10 protein-coding genes are annotated in these 15,501 nt (G+C 55.0%); 5 read left to right on the forward strand and 5 right to left on the reverse strand.

Annotated elements, in window-relative coordinates:
* Window positions 1-48 precede the first annotated feature (48 nt).
* Complete coding sequence (gene aceK / locus ACX9GU_RS02395; RefSeq protein ID WP_473193741.1) at window positions 49-1,794, forward strand: bifunctional isocitrate dehydrogenase kinase/phosphatase; 1,746 nt, start codon at window positions 49-51, stop codon at window positions 1,792-1,794.
* Window positions 1,795-1,827: 33 nt separating this feature from the next.
* On the opposite strand, the gene edd is transcribed toward aceK, so the two are convergent.
* The 3 genes from edd to iclR all read right to left on the reverse strand — a co-directional run bounded on the left by edd (window position 1,828) and on the right by iclR (window position 5,336).
* The gene (gene edd / locus ACX9GU_RS02400) at window positions 1,828-3,642 is read right to left on the reverse strand and encodes a phosphogluconate dehydratase (RefSeq protein WP_473193742.1); all 1,815 of its coding nucleotides are present in this window, start codon (window positions 3,640-3,642) and stop codon (window positions 1,828-1,830) included.
* Window positions 3,643-3,707: 65 nt separating this feature from the next.
* Window positions 3,708-4,247 (reverse strand): gluconokinase, encoded by a 540-nt coding sequence (gene gntK, locus ACX9GU_RS02405; protein ID WP_447889174.1) that lies wholly within the window; start codon window positions 4,245-4,247, stop codon window positions 3,708-3,710.
* 258 nt (window positions 4,248-4,505) lie between these two features.
* Window positions 4,506-5,336: a glyoxylate bypass operon transcriptional repressor IclR gene (gene iclR / locus ACX9GU_RS02410; protein WP_024484007.1), complete on the reverse strand. Its 831-nt coding sequence runs from the start codon at window positions 5,334-5,336 to the stop codon at window positions 4,506-4,508.
* Between the two features lie 275 nt (window positions 5,337-5,611).
* Here iclR and metH point away from each other — a divergent pair, with 275 nt between their 5' ends.
* The gene (gene metH, locus ACX9GU_RS02415; protein ID WP_473193743.1) at window positions 5,612-9,292 is read left to right on the forward strand and encodes a methionine synthase; all 3,681 of its coding nucleotides are present in this window, start codon (window positions 5,612-5,614) and stop codon (window positions 9,290-9,292) included.
* Window positions 9,293-9,329: 37 nt separating this feature from the next.
* Window positions 9,330-9,896: a glycerol-3-phosphate responsive antiterminator gene (locus tag ACX9GU_RS02420; RefSeq protein WP_021180847.1), complete on the forward strand. Its 567-nt coding sequence runs from the start codon at window positions 9,330-9,332 to the stop codon at window positions 9,894-9,896.
* A gap of 34 nt (window positions 9,897-9,930) precedes the next feature.
* On the opposite strand, the gene ACX9GU_RS02425 is transcribed toward ACX9GU_RS02420, so the two are convergent.
* On the reverse strand, window positions 9,931-11,379 hold the full coding sequence (locus tag ACX9GU_RS02425; RefSeq protein ID WP_473193744.1) for an FGGY-family carbohydrate kinase: 1,449 nt from the start codon (window positions 11,377-11,379) through the stop codon (window positions 9,931-9,933).
* A gap of 20 nt (window positions 11,380-11,399) precedes the next feature.
* The gene (locus ACX9GU_RS02430) at window positions 11,400-12,680 is read right to left on the reverse strand and encodes an MFS transporter (RefSeq protein WP_473193745.1); all 1,281 of its coding nucleotides are present in this window, start codon (window positions 12,678-12,680) and stop codon (window positions 11,400-11,402) included.
* A gap of 464 nt (window positions 12,681-13,144) precedes the next feature.
* Between ACX9GU_RS02430 and ACX9GU_RS02435 the strand changes: the two genes are divergently transcribed.
* On the forward strand, window positions 13,145-13,930 hold the full coding sequence (locus tag ACX9GU_RS02435) for an SDR family oxidoreductase (RefSeq protein ID WP_059199044.1): 786 nt from the start codon (window positions 13,145-13,147) through the stop codon (window positions 13,928-13,930).
* Between the two features lie 70 nt (window positions 13,931-14,000).
* On the forward strand, window positions 14,001-15,455 hold the full coding sequence (locus ACX9GU_RS02440) for an FAD-binding oxidoreductase (protein ID WP_473193746.1): 1,455 nt from the start codon (window positions 14,001-14,003) through the stop codon (window positions 15,453-15,455).
* The last annotated feature ends 46 nt before the right edge of the window (window positions 15,456-15,501 follow it).

The following is a 15,501-nucleotide window of genomic DNA, read 5'->3' on the forward strand; positions in this document are numbered from 1 at the left end:
TGGCATGGCGCCAGGCTCTTGTTTCATTCCTGAATGGCAGAGGCAAAGATGGCGGAAAAACTGGAGCTGTTGATTGCACAGACGATCCTGCAGGGCTTTGATGCGCAATATGGCCGCTTTCTTGAAGTCACGGCCGGAGCGCAGCAGCGTTTTGAGCAGGCAGACTGGCCCGCCGTACAACAGGCGATGAAACGACGTATCCATCTTTACGATCACCACGTCGGTCTGGTGGTTGAGCAACTGAAATGCATCACCGGGCAGAAATATTACGATGCGGATTTCCCTAATAGGGTGAAGGCGGTTTATACCGAGCTGTTGCCCGACTACCCGCGTTTTGAGATTGCCGAAAGCTTCTTTAATTCGGTTTACTGTCGGCTGTTCAAACATCGGGATTTAACCCCAGATAAGCTGTTCGTTTTCAGCTCGCAGCCCGAACGGCGCTTTCGCGATATTCCCAGGCCGTTGGCACGTGATTTTACTCCCAATGGTGATTTGGCTGCCATGCTGCACAGCCTGTTGACCGACTTGCCGCTGCGCCTGCCGTGGGAAGACCTGCCACGCGATATTCGCTATATCACCCAAGCCTTACTACAGACCTTCAGCTCCCAACAGCTAGCTGGAGCGACGTTCCAAATCGGCAATGAGCTGTTCTACCGTAACAAGGCGGCCTGGTTGGTCGGTAAGCTGCGGGTGGCCGACGGGGTTTACCCGTTTCTGTTGCCGATCCACCACAGCGAGTCCGGCGCGTTGTTCATTGATACCTGCCTGACCAGCAAGGCCGAAGCCAGCATCGTGTTTGGCTTCGCCCGTTCCTACTTCATGGTGTATGCCCCATTACCAGCGGCGATGGTCGAATGGTTGCGGGAGATCCTGCCGGGTAAAACCACCGCCGAACTGTATATGGCGATCGGCTGCCAGAAGCATGGTAAAACCGAATGCTACCGCGAATACCTGAATTTTATGGCGCAGTCACAGGAGCAATTCATTATTGCGCCGGGCGTGAAAGGCATGGTGATGCTGGTGTTTACGCTGCCGTCCTTCGATCGGGTATTCAAAGTGATCAAAGACGAATTCGCGCCGCAGAAAGAGGTTACGCAGGCACAGGTGATGGCCTGCTACCAACTGGTAAAAGAGCACGATCGCGTCGGGCGGATGGCCGATACCCAGGAATATGAGAATTTTGTGGTGGATAAGGCACGCATCAGCCCGCAGCTGCTGGCGGAGTTGCAGCGCGAGGTGCCGGAAAAGCTGGAAGATCTCGGCGATCGGGTGGTCATCAAGCATCTGTATATGGAGCGGCGAATGACGCCGTTGAACCTGTATCTCGAACAGGCAGACGAACGGCAAATGCATGACGCCATCGAAGAATATGGTAATGCGATCAAACAGCTGGCTGCGGCCAATATCTTCCCCGGTGATATGCTGTTCAAAAACTTCGGTGTGACACGTCATGGGCGCGTGGTGTTTTACGACTACGACGAGATTTGCTACATGACCGAGGTGAACTTCCGTAATATTCCGCCGCCACGCTACCCGGAAGATGAGCTGGCTAGCGAACCCTGGTACAGCATTTCACCCAACGACGTTTTCCCTGAAGAGTTCCGCCATTTCCTGTGTGGCGATCGGCGTATCCGTAAGGTCTTTGAGGAGATGCACAGCGACCTGTTTGAAGCGGACTACTGGCGAGGGTTGCAGCAGCGCATTAAGGAAGGACACGTCGAGGATGTGTTTGCCTACCGTAAAAAGCGGCGTTTCAGCCAGCGGTTACCTTCGGGGTACGCGCAGGCTGGCTGATAGCAGGCCCAGCAGGCTGGGCCATGGTCAGGATTAAAACGTGATACAGCAGGCGCCCTGTTCGGCCCCGGAAAGCTGGCTGCGTAACGCACCGAACAGTTCACGGCCACAGCCATTCCTTTCGCCGCTCAGATCGGGTTGATAGGGAGTGCGCTGGGCCAGCTCTGCTTCCGCAACCAGCAGTTGCAGCTCGCCGGTGCGGCCATTCACCCGGATCATATCGCCGCTTTGTACTTTGGCCAGCATGCCGCCGGTGTAGGCTTCCGGGGTGACATGGATCGCCGAAGGAACCTTGCCGGAAGCGCCGGACAGGCGGCCATCGGTCACCAACGCCACCTTGAAACCGCGATCCATCAATACCCCAAGCGGTGGCATCAGCTTATGCAGTTCAGGCATGCCATTGGCCTGTGGCCCCTGGAAACGCACGACCACCACGCAGTCCCGATCCAGTTTGCCCGCTTCGAAGGCGGGGACGATATCGTGCTGACTTTCGAATACGATCGCCGGGGCTTCGATAATCTGATTTTCGGCAGGCACCGCTGACGTTTTCATCACTGCACGGCCCAGATTACCGGCCAGCACCTTGGTACCGCCATGATGCTCGAACGGTTTGGCTATGCTGGCAATCACGTTAGCGTCCAGCGAGCTTGCTGCCCCGTCGCGCCAGGCCAACTGGCCATTGTCCAGCCAAGGTTCCTGGGTGTAGCGTTCCAGGCCGAAACCGGCGACGGTATGCACATCCTGATGCAACAGGCCGTTGTTCAGCAGCTCACGTACGACCAATTGCACACCGCCCGCCGCCTGGAACTGGTTGATATCCGCTGGGCCGTTGGGGTAGATGCGGCACAGCAGTGGCACCGAGTCGGAAAGTTCAGAGAAGTCATCCCAGTTGATGATGATGCCCGCTGCGCGAGCCATGGCCACCATATGCATCGTCAGGTTGGTTGATCCCCCGGTGGCCAGTAGCGATACGATGCCGTTAACCACCACTTTTTCATCCACCAATTGGCCTATCGGCAGGTAATTACCGGCGGTTTCTGTCAGGCGGGTGATTTGGCGAGCGGCAGCATCATTGAGCGCATCGCGCAGCGGCGTGTCTGGGTGAATGAAAGAAGCGCCGGGCAGATGAAGGCCCATCACTTCCATCACCATCTGATTGGTGTTGGCCGTGCCGTAGAAGGTGCAGGTGCCAACGCCATGATAAGAGGCGGCCTCGGCTTCCAGCAGCGCGTGGCGATCGGCTTTGCCCTCGGCATAGAGCTGGCGAACGCGTACTTTCTCTTTATTTGGCAGGCCGCTGCTCATCGGCCCGGCAGGCACAAACACCGCAGGCAAATGGCCGAAGGACAAGGCGGACATCACCAGCCCTGGCACAATCTTGTCACAGATACCCAGGAACAACGCGCCGTCGAACATGTTATGGGAAAGGCCGATAGCTGCGGACATGGCTATCACATCGCGGCTCATCAACGACAGCTCCATGCCGTCCTGCCCCTGCGTCACGCCGTCGCACATTGCTGGCACACCACCTGCGACCTGGCCAACGGCGCCAACGCTGTGTAACGCCTGCTTTAGCCGCTGTGGATAGTTTTCATAAGGCTGGTGGGCAGAGAGCATATCGTTGTAGGCGGTGATGATGGCGATATCGCTGCGCACCATGTTTTTCAGGGCGGCTTTATCATCGGGCTGGCAGGCGGCAAAGCCGTGGGCCAGGTTGCCACAGGCTAGCTGCGAGCGGTGTACCGTCTGCGTGCGGGCTGAGCTAATACGTGCCAGATAGGCAGCTCGGCTCTCTTTTGAACGTTCAATAATGCGTTGTGTTACACGTGCCAGGGTGCTGTTAATCATACCATCCTCACAATGCAGCCCTAATGCGCGTGGCGAGGGCCAGTTATGTTGTTCAGAACATCTCGTTATGCACAGGCTTCTTGTGGTTGGAAACTCTGGATATGCCGTACGGTATCGGCAATCACCGCATCCAGTGGCTGATCGATATCGATGGCCTGGACGTCAATTTCATCTTGGCCCGGCTGCTCCAGCGTGGCGAACTGGGTGACCAGCATTTGGGGTTTGAAGAAATGCCCCTTGCGGGCAGCCAGCCGAGCCTCGATCACCGGGAAGTCGCCGTGCAGATAGATGAATGACAAATTGTCGTTACCGGCACGCAGCCGATCGCGATAATGTTTTTTCAGCGCAGAGCAGACGATGATCGAGACCGCATTGGTACGCTGCATGGCGAAAGCCGCGTCGTTCAGGGCGGCCAACCATGGTGCGCGATCGTCGTCATTGAGTGGTTCGCCTGAGGCCATTTTCTGGATATTGCAGCGTGGATGGAGAAAATCACCGTCCAGGAAGTTGGCGGATAGCCGTTGGGCTACGGCACTGGCGACGGCAGACTTGCCGCTGCCGGAAACGCCCATAATGACGTAAACACGATTCTGATTATTGATCATGGTTTGGTTCCCCCACCTGCGAGTCATAGTCTGCAGCGGCTATATTATTTTACGAATGATTGTTACCGGTAACATGTTATCGGTAACATTGTCGAGGGAAGCGCCAAAGGTTGCAATCGGCTTTCGGTAGCAAGATCGCTAATTGTGATCGAATTCATACTTTTCGCTGGAGGCGAAACAAAGTCTCTACAGCGCGATACAGAAAAATAACAGCGGGGATTTGCTCAGGGCTTAGGGCGCAATGCTGCGCCCGTCTAATCAACGTACGCCGCCGTACTCCAGGCTGATTTCTTTTGCCGCATGGATCACTAGCGCACCCAGTTCGGTAACGCGATCGTCGGTAATGCGTGATACCGGGCCGGAGATGGAGATGGCGGCAAAGGCTTCGCGGTGCTCATCAAAGATACAGGCTGCCAGACAACGTAGGCCCAGGGCATGCTCTTCATCGTCGAACGAGAACCCCTGCTTGCGGATCACCGCCAACCCTTCTTTCAGGTTATGTGGCGTTAGCGTGTGTGGGGTATAGGTGTGCATGCCTTTTTTATGCAGCAGCCGGGTTACCTCATCGTCCTGCATGCTGGCCAGAAAGGCTTTGCCAGCACCGGAAGCATGCATCGGCAGCTTGCCGCCAATCGGGGCTGACATGCGCATCAACGCGGTGCATTGTACCTGATCGATAATCACCGCCTGATCCTCGGCTTTGTCCATCACCGCCAGGTTGACCGTTTCCCCCGACTCTTCCATCAGGCGGCGCAGCGTTGGGTGCACCATCGCCAGCAGGTTACGGCTTTGCAGGAAGCTGCTGCCCACCACAAACGCATGTGCCCCCATGGTCCATAGGCCAAGATCGCCCACCTGACGGACAAAACCCTGCTGTTGCATGGTCGTCAGCAGACGGTGGGTGGTGGAGTTGGGCAACCCGGCCTGCTGGGCCAGATCGGTCAGCGCTACGTTGCCCTGCGCTTCGGCAATATATTCCAATAGTTTCAGACCACGGGTCAGTGACTGGACCTGGCCGGTCGCCGTGCTGGTAGCGGGTGCGGCAGCGCGGGGTTTTTTACCGCGTTTGGCGGGAACGGGAGTGGCCATGATTCACCTTGTGCTTTCCGTATGATGGAATTCATTTTCGTTTTTTGAGTATGAATTGCAAGTTGCTTCTCCGCTCATCGGATCTGTTGGTCGGCGAACCTGAAAAACTCTCAATACCCGCTCGCACCTTTGCCGCCATAACCTGTGCTAGGATGTCAGACCCTCCATCTTTCAAGTTGCAGGATGCATGACGGGCGCAGCGTGCCGCGCCGCTACAATATTGGGATGTGGGGTAATAAGTCGTCGGGCGGATAATCGGGTGTGAAGGGGCTACAGTGACAAATCGAGTGGAACAACTGCGTCAGCAGCTATCGCAGCGTATTTTAGTGTTGGACGGCGGTATGGGCACCATGATCCAGAGCTATCGGCTGGAGGAGGCCGATTACCGCGGTGAGCGTTTTGCCGATTGGCAAAGCGATCTGAAAGGCAATAACGACCTGCTGGTGTTAAGCAAGCCGGAGGTGATCACTGCGATCCACAACGGTTACCTGGAGGCGGGGGCCGACATCCTCGAAACCAACACCTTCAACTCGACCACTATCGCGATGGCCGACTACCATATGGAGTCGCTGTCCGCCGAAATTAACTACCAGGCCGCCTTGCTGGCTCGCGCTTGTGCTGATGAATGGACGGCACGCACCCCGGAAAAACCGCGCTACGTTGCTGGCGTACTGGGCCCAACCAACCGTACCGCCTCTATCTCCCCTGACGTTAACGATCCGGCCTTCCGTAATGTCTCTTTTGATCAGTTGGTAGAGGCCTATCGCGAATCAACCCGCGCGCTGGTGGAAGGGGGCGTCGATCTGATCATGATCGAAACCATCTTCGATACCCTGAATGCCAAAGCGGCGGCCTTTGCGGTGGAAACCGAGTTTGAAGCGCTGGGCGTGACCTTACCGATCATGATTTCCGGCACCATCACCGACGCCTCTGGCCGCACCCTTTCCGGCCAGACTACGGAAGCGTTCTACAACTCGCTACGTCACGTTAAGCCGCTGACCTTTGGCCTGAACTGTGCGCTCGGCCCGGATGAGTTACGCCAATACGTGGCGGAATTGTCTCGCATCTCTGAAAGCTATGTCACTGCCCACCCGAACGCCGGTTTACCCAATGCCTTTGGGGAATACGATCTTGATGCCGAAGAGATGGCCAAACAGGTGGGCGAATGGGCGCACGCCGGTTTCCTCAATATCATCGGTGGCTGCTGTGGCACCACTCCGGCGCATATCGCCGCAATGGCTAAAGCGGTCGAGGGCGTACCGCCACGGCAGTTGCCAGAGTTACCGGTCGCTTGCCGCCTGTCCGGCCTGGAACCGCTGAATATTGATGCCAAATCGCTGTTCGTCAACGTGGGTGAGCGTACTAACGTTACCGGCTCGGCCCGATTCAAGCGGTTGATTAAAGAAGAAAAGTATAACGAGGCGCTGGCCGTGGCCCGCCAACAGGTGGAGAGCGGCGCCCAGATCATCGACATCAACATGGATGAAGGGATGCTCGACGCCGAAGCGGCGATGGTGCGTTTCCTCAGCCTGATCGCCGGTGAGCCGGATATCGCCCGCGTCCCTATCATGATCGACTCCTCCAAATGGAGCGTGATCGAAAAGGGCCTGAAATGCATTCAGGGCAAAGGCATCGTCAACTCGATCTCGATGAAAGAGGGCGAAGAAGCCTTTATCCACCATGCCAAACTGGTGCGCCGCTACGGTGCCGCCGTGGTGGTGATGGCCTTCGATGAAGTTGGTCAGGCGGATACTCGCCAACGCAAATTTGAGATTTGCCGCCGTGCTTACCAGATCCTGACCGAGCGCGTGGGTTTCCCGCCGGAAGATATCATTTTTGACCCGAACATTTTTGCCGTCGCTACCGGTATCGAAGAGCATAACAACTATGCCGTCGACTTTATCGAAGCCTGCGCCGACATCAAAACCCACCTGCCGCACGCGATGATCTCCGGCGGCGTGTCCAACGTCTCCTTCTCGTTCCGTGGCAACGATCCGGTGCGTGAAGCGATCCACGCGGTGTTCCTGTATCACGCCATTCGCAACGGCATGGATATGGGGATCGTCAACGCCGGGCAGTTGGCGATTTATGACGATCTCAGCACCGAACTGCGTGAAGCCGTTGAGGATGTGGTGCTCAATCGCCGTCAGGACGGCACCGAGCGTCTGCTGGAACTGGCGGAGAAATACCGGGGCAGCAAAGACAATGAAGTGGCGGTGCAGCAGGCCGAATGGCGCGGCTGGCCGGTAGTGAAGCGTCTGGAGTATTCGCTGGTTAAAGGCATTACCGAATTTATCGAATTAGACACCGAAGAAGCGCGCCAGCAGGCGGATCGCCCGATCGAAGTGATCGAAGGGCCGCTGATGGCTGGCATGAACGTGGTTGGTGACCTGTTCGGCGAGGGCAAAATGTTCCTGCCGCAGGTAGTGAAATCGGCCCGCGTGATGAAGCAGGCGGTGGCCTATCTCGAACCTTACATTGAGGCCAGCAAACAGAAAGGCACCACCGCCGGGAAAATTCTGCTGGCGACGGTGAAGGGCGACGTGCACGACATCGGCAAAAACATCGTCGGCGTGGTGCTGCAATGTAACAACTACGAAATTATCGATCTGGGCGTGATGGTGCCGACGGACAAGATCCTGAAAACCGCCCGCGAAGAGAAGGTGGACATTATCGGCCTGTCTGGCCTGATCACCCCGTCGCTGGATGAAATGGTCAACGTGGCAAAAGAGATGGAGCGCCAAGGCTTTACCCTACCGCTGCTGATCGGCGGGGCGACCACCTCCAAGGCCCATACCGCGGTGAAGATTGAACAGAACTACAGCGGCCCGACTACCTACGTGCAGAACGCCTCGCGTACCGTTGGCGTAGTTGCGGCGCTGCTGTCAGACACCCAGCGGGACGAGTTTGTCGCCCGCACCCGCAAAGAGTACGAAACTGTGCGTATCCAGCACGGGCGTAAAAAACCGCGTACGCCGCCGGTCAGCCTGCAACAGGCGCGGGATAACGCCATGGTGCTGGATTGGGAAAACTACCAGCCACCGGTGCCGAACAAACTTGGTGTGTTCCCGGTTGAGGCCAGCATTAACACGCTGCGCCACTATATCGACTGGACGCCGTTCTTTATGACCTGGTCACTGGCGGGCAAGTATCCGCGCATTCTGGAAGATGAAGTGGTAGGGGAAGAGGCCAAGCGCCTGTTCCAGGATGCCAACGAAATGCTGGATATGCTGGCCGCTACAGGCACCCTCAACCCGCGTGGAGTCTATGGCCTTTTCCCGGCCAACCGCGTCGGGGATGATGTAGAAGTCTACCGGGATGAAATCCGTGAAGAGGTGCTGGTGGTCAGCCGCCATCTGCGTCAGCAAACGGAAAAAACCGATTTCCCGAACTACTGCCTGGCCGACTTTGTGGCCCCGAAAAGCAGCGGCAAAGCCGACTATTTTGGCGCATTCGCCGTCACGGGCGGGTTGGAAGAGGATGCTTTGGCGGCGGCCTATGATGCCAAGCATGACGACTACAACAAGATCATGGTCAAAGCGTTATCCGATCGTCTGGCAGAGGCCTTTGCCGAATATCTCCACGAGCAGGTGCGCAAGCTGCACTGGGGCTTTGCCGCCGATGAAAACCTGAGTAACGAAGAGCTGATCCGTGAGAATTATCAAGGCATCCGCCCGGCTCCCGGCTATCCTGCTTGCCCAGAACATACCGAAAAAGCGGAGATCTGGCAGTTGCTGGACGTTAACCGCCATACCGGCATGGAACTGACCGAATCTTTCGCCATGTGGCCTGGGGCGGCGGTATCCGGCTGGTATTTCAGCCATCCGCAGAGTAAGTACTTTGCCGTGGCACAGATCCAGCGCGATCAGGTCGAAGACTATGCGCAGCGTAAGGGGATGAAGATCGGCGACGTAGAGCGCTGGCTGGCCCCGAATCTGGGATACGATGCAGATTAATTTTCAGCCAGCAGGCTGAAAGAGACAGGGGAATAATGTGTCGATCGAAGAACTGTTAAAGCTGCACCCGGTGATCGCAGCGGTAAAAGATAATGAAAGCCTGCAGATCGCGGTCAAGTCGGACTGCCAGATCATCTCGGTGCTTTACGGCAATATCTGCAATATTGGCCGCATCGTGCAGCAGGTGAAGGAGGCTGGCAAATATGCTTTTGTGCATGTTGATTTGCTGGAAGGCAGTTCCAACAAGGAGATCGTGATTAATTTCCTGAAAATCGTCACGGCGGCGGATGGCATTATCAGCACCAAAGCCTCGATGGTGAAGGCGGCGCGTCAGCAAGGTTTCTACACCATTCACCGGCTGTTTATCATGGACTCGATCTCCTTCCACAATATCGACAAACAGGTGGCGCAATCGACGCCGGACTGCATCGAAATCCTGCCGGGTTGTATGCCTAAAGTGCTCGGTTGGGTAGCAGAAAAGATCGACCTACCGATCATTGCCGGTGGTCTGGTGTGCGATGAGGATGATGCGCAAACCGCGCTGAATGCCGGGGCCATCGCCGTTGCCACCACCAATCACGACGTATGGAAGTTGAAATTGTAAGGGTAAGGGCACCGAATGCCGGTGCCCCTGCGTGTTAGTCGACCAACGGACTGAGTGCCTGTAGCAGCGGGTCCAGATGTTGGTTTACCTGTTGATACACCTGCTGATTCAACTGATTGTAGAACCGATGGTTAGCCATATTCGGTGTAAAACTGTCTCCCATTCGTACCAGCTTCTGCGCTGCCTGCTCGTAATCGCTAAAGACGTTCACCGCCATCCCGGCGTTGATGGCACAGCCCACGGCAGCCGAACCTTTCATCACGTTACGGCTGGTGGGGATGCCAAACACGTCGGCAAAAATCTGCATAAACAGATCGCTGTTGGCCCCGCCGCCGGAAATAATCAGGTGCTTGAACGGGGTTTTCAGCTCCAGCGCCATCTTGTCCATATGGTTTTTCATGGTGAAGGCAATGCCCTCCAGCACCGAACGGTACATATGGGCACGGGTATGGCGGCCATCAAAACCAATCATGGCCCCTTTACGGAATTCCGCTTCTGACGGTGGTGCCCAGTCGTGTACGGTGATCAGGCCTTCACAACCCGCAGGAACGCGCTCTGCTTCCTGATTCAGTAACTCCTCAATGCTGGTTCCGGCGTCATGGGCATCCGACAGTGCGGCCGCGCCAAACTGATCGCGGAACCAACTGATGGTCCACATACCACGGCGCACGCCCATGCACTCATACAGGTAACGCCCTGGGATCGAAGCCTGGAACGGCCAGAAGTTTTGCGCGTCCTTCACGTTGGCATGGCCGTGTACCATGGCACCGATATAGGTACCGAGGGAAATCAGCGCGACGCCTTCATCCAGTGAACCGGCACCCAGCGCTTCTACCGCTTTGTCATGTGCGGTAGCCACCACCGGAATACCTGCGGGGATGCCAAGCTGCTGCGCCACCTGCTGGGTGATGTGGCCGAGGATTTCACCGGGTTTCACCACGTCCAGCACCATGTCGCGCGTCAGATTGCAGCTTTGCCAGGCGGCGGGATCGGTGCTCCAGTCGAGGCTGTCATTGTCCATCGGCCACCAACCGATGTAGTTGGCGCAGGTGTCTTTGAACTCACCGGTCAGACGATGAGTGATGTAACCCGAGGTAGTTGTCACATAACGCACGCCCTGATAGGCATCGATATATTCGTAAGGCTTGTTCAGGCGCTTGTCCATCCAGTTAATCACCGGATAGGCCAACTCACCGTTGTCCTTCAGCAGCACCCGGCAGCAGCGGACGATGCAAATGCCCATCGCCAGAATGTCCTGCGGCTTGCCACCACGTTCGCCAAAACGCTGCATGGCGCGGCGGAAGGCCACCTTAAGCGAATCCCACAGATCGTCGTCCGGGTGTTCTGCCAGCAGCGGGGCCGGGATATCCATCTTGCGTAACTGCTGTTTGCCTTCGCAAATGACGTTGCCGCCCAGATCAAAAATTACCACTTTGGCGCTCTGGGTGCCCACGTCCACACCCATCAGGTACTTGCTCTTCATGTCGCAACTCCTTGAGATAATTATTCGGTGACCGGCTGTGTCGTTGTGTTTTTGGCATCGGCGCGCTTGATGTTGTTAAACAGCAGGAAGGTGAACACCACGACCAGGCAGCTTGCCCCTAACCCCATCAGCCACATATTGTGATAAGCCTCGGCGGCGGGCAGCGTGTCCTGCCAATGGCCGATAACCGGGTAAACAAACACGTCGGGCAGGAAGCCTATCACCGAGCAGATCCCCACGGTGGTGCCCATAATGTATTTTGGCGTTCTGGCTTCGCCGATACAGGCAAAGTACAACCCACGTGAGGCGTAGCAGGTGAAGGCCAGCAACAGGATCAGGCCAATCCCCACGGCGACCGAAGTCGGGTTCTGGTTGGTGATCAGCAAGACGGCCAGGGTGGCCAGGCTGACCAATGCCAGTAACTGAATAGCTCGCGTGGGTGATTTCAGCCGGGTGTAAGTGGTGATGATCCCACCGAGTGGCCCGCACATGGCCCGGAAGATTTTGTTGATCACAATCCCCATATAGCTGGCGGCGACCAGGGTCATACCGTACATTTCGGTCAGGTAGTTGGTGGAGTAGCTGAGGATGGCGTAGATGGTATAGACGCCAAAGATAATCATGCTGCAATACCAGGTGGTGCTGATTTTGAGCACCGAGAGAATATCCCCCAGGCTGAATTTATGCGGTTTTTCGCTCTCGTCACTGGTGACAAAGCCGTCTGTAACAAAGAACCAGCAGAGAATGCCCAACAGGATATATACGCCGCTGTAGATCAGGATCACCGCCTTCAGGCTGTTGGGGTTTTCCGGCGCAAACAGCGAGAAGATCCACATGGTGAATACGGCCAGGGCCATCACACCCACGCCGCGTAGCCCCTCCATCCAGCCCATGATTTTACCCTGCTCTTCATGAGTGCCGAGCAGCGAAGCGGCCTTGATTGAGACCGACCACAACAGCAGGATGGTGGTGATCGCGAAGGCGACCTGGATCAGGAGCATCACCCAGAACGGTGGATAGACTGCCATCAGCAACCCCAGCAGGCCGGTGGCGATCATCGCGAAGGTCATCATCTTTCTATGAGAGAACTTATCGGCAACGATCCCGCTAGGGGCATACAGAATAATTGCGGTGATACCGAAGGTGCTCATAATCAAGCCGATCTCGGTATTGGAGAACCCCATAAACTTGGCCATTGGGATTTGGTAAATATAACGCAGATAGGCGAGATCGAAACTTACTCCGCCGCTGATACTTATTATTGCCAGCGTTAACCAACGGTGGGAATTGTTTTTTTCCATGGTGAAGTTCCGCATAAATACACCCATTAATGGTTAATGTTTGGAGTGTTTTCCGTCTTTTAACCGTTATTGGGTATATCGCGTTAAACAAAAAAAGAGAAAAGCAAGCTTCCCGCAGTGCAGGAAGTTACTTTTCTCTTCGTCTCTTTCAGTAACTGCGGTAATAAATAGCACGGCAACCTATAATTCATCTGTGAGAGTTATCACAAAACCGAAGTAGGGAACATTAGACGGGATCTGATTGCGTAGTAATTCATCAAGTTACTGCGAAATAAATAAGTTTTAATATCAATCCAACCTGGCAAGAAATGAAACTGTGATAGGCATCACGGAATAACCTTGACCCTATGTGTTACTTTTTTTGCCAGTTACTAGAGATGAAGAGAAAAGTAACTTCTCTGCCAAGCGCAGGGAGGTTGCTTTTCTCTTTTTTTTGCGTTTTTTCCAGACCAAGGGGCAAAATCATGTCAATAAACGCGTTAAATGAGTTCTCGTTAGATTTCTTCTCGCTAAAAGGCAAAACCGCCATCGTCACCGGTGGCAACAGCGGTCTGGGGCAGGCATTTGCCATGGCGTTGGCCAAAGCCGGTGCCAACCTGTTCATCCCAAGCTTTATCATGGATAAGGGCGAAACCCGCGAAATGATTGAGCAGCAAGGGGTGAAGGTTGAGTTTATGCAGGTGGACATTACTGAGAAAGGCGCACCTGCCAGAGTGATTGCCCAGTGTCTGGAGACCTTCGGTTCGGTGGACATCCTGGTGAACAACGCCGGTATCTGTAAGCTGAATAAGGTACTGGATTTCGGCCGCGAAGATTGGGATCCGATGATCGATATCAACCTGACCGCAGCCTTTGAATTGAGCTATGAAGCGGCAAAAATCATGATCCCGAAAAAACAGGGGAAAATAATTAATATCTGTTCCCTGTTTTCTTATCTGGGCGGCCAATGGTCACCGGCTTATTCGGCCACTAAACATGCGTTAGCCGGTTTTACCAAGGCCTATTGCGATGAATTAGGGCAATACAATATTCAGGTTAATGGTATTGCGCCAGGCTATTATGCGACAGATATTACGGTCGAAACGCGTAAAAATCCAGAAACCAATAAGCGTGTGCTTGACCATATTCCGGCCAATCGTTGGGGTGAAACGCAGGATCTGATGGGCGCGATGGTATTTTTAGCCAGTCGAGCCTCTGATTATGTTAATGGCCATTTGTTGGTTGTCGATGGTGGTTATTTGGTTCGCTAAATTAATGGGTGGTTCCTTTTAATTTTACTTAAGCCGATTTTATCTATTCTTAATTTAGGAAGGGTTATTTATGTCTCTGTCCCGTGAAGAAATTGTCGTTCAGTTAAAAGAACTTGTTGGCCCAGAGCGGGTGATTACCGACGAAAAAGTGCTGCAGAAAAACAGCGTAGACCGTTTCCGCAAATATGCCGATATTCATGGCGTGTTTACCCAGCCACTGCCTGCCGCCGTGGTGAAATTGGCCGACACCCAGCAGGTGTCGGATGTGCTGGCGTTTATGAATAAGCACGGCATTACTGGCGTACCGCGCACCGGGGCTTCGGCCACTGAGGGCGGGTTGGAAACGGTAGTGAGGAATTCCGTGGTGCTGGATGGCTCGGGAATGAACAAGGTCATCAACATTGATATCCGTAATATGCAGGCCACGGCGCAGTGCGGCGTACCGCTGGAAGTGCTGGAGAATCAATTGCGTGCCCAGGGGTATACCACCGGCCACTCCCCGCAGTCAAAACCATTGGCCCAGATGGGTGGTCTGGTGGCAACGCGCAGTATCGGCCAGTTCTCTACGCTGTACGGCGCGATCGAAGATATGGTGGTTGGGTTGGAAGCGGTGTTCCCGAACGGCAACATCACCCGGATTAAAAACGTGCCGCGCCGTGCCGCTGGCCCGGATATCCGCCATGTGATTATCGGTAACGAAGGGGCGTTATGCTTTATCACCGAAGTGACGGTGAAAATCTTCAAATACATGCCGGAAAACAACCTGTTCTACGGTTACATCCTCGATAACATGCCAACCGGTTTCGACATCCTGCGGGAAGTGATGGTAGAAGGCTATCGCCCTTCCATTGCCCGCTTGTATGACGCAGAAGACGGGACCCAGCATTTTACCCACTTTGCCGAAGGCAAATGCGTGCTGATCTTTATGGCCGAAGGAGCCAAAGGGATTGCGCAGGCGACCGGCGCGGGGATTGATGAGATCGTCAAACGCTATCCGGAATGTAAAAAGGTCGACAGCAAACTGATTGAAGCCTGGTTCAACAATCTGAACTGGGGCCCGGAAAAAGTGGCGGCAGAACGTGTACAGATCATGAAGACCAACAATATGGGCTTCACCACCGAGGTTTCCGGCGATTGGGGCTGCATCAATGCGATTTACGAGAATGTGATCCGCCGCATCCGCGATGAGTTCCCACATGCCGGTGATATCACTATGCTGGGCGGCCACTCGTCACACAGCTATATCAACGGCACCAACATGTACTTTGTGTACGATTACAACGTGGTGGACTGCAAGCCGGAAGAAGAGATCGACAAGTATCACAACCCACTGAATAAAATCATTGTGGAAGAGACCATCAAACAGGGCGGTTCGATGGTGCATCACCACGGTATCGGTAAGCACCGTGTGCACTGGACCAAGGATGAACACGGCAGTGCCTACTACATCCTCAAGGCGTTGAAAGAGGTGTACGACCCGAATGGCATCATGAATACCGGCACCATTTATCCGATTGAAAAATAACAATCCTGTCTGGCCCGGCTTGCCGGGCCTTTTGCGCTGGAATAGG

The organism is Serratia sp. K1WW1 (genome assembly GCF_055790865.1).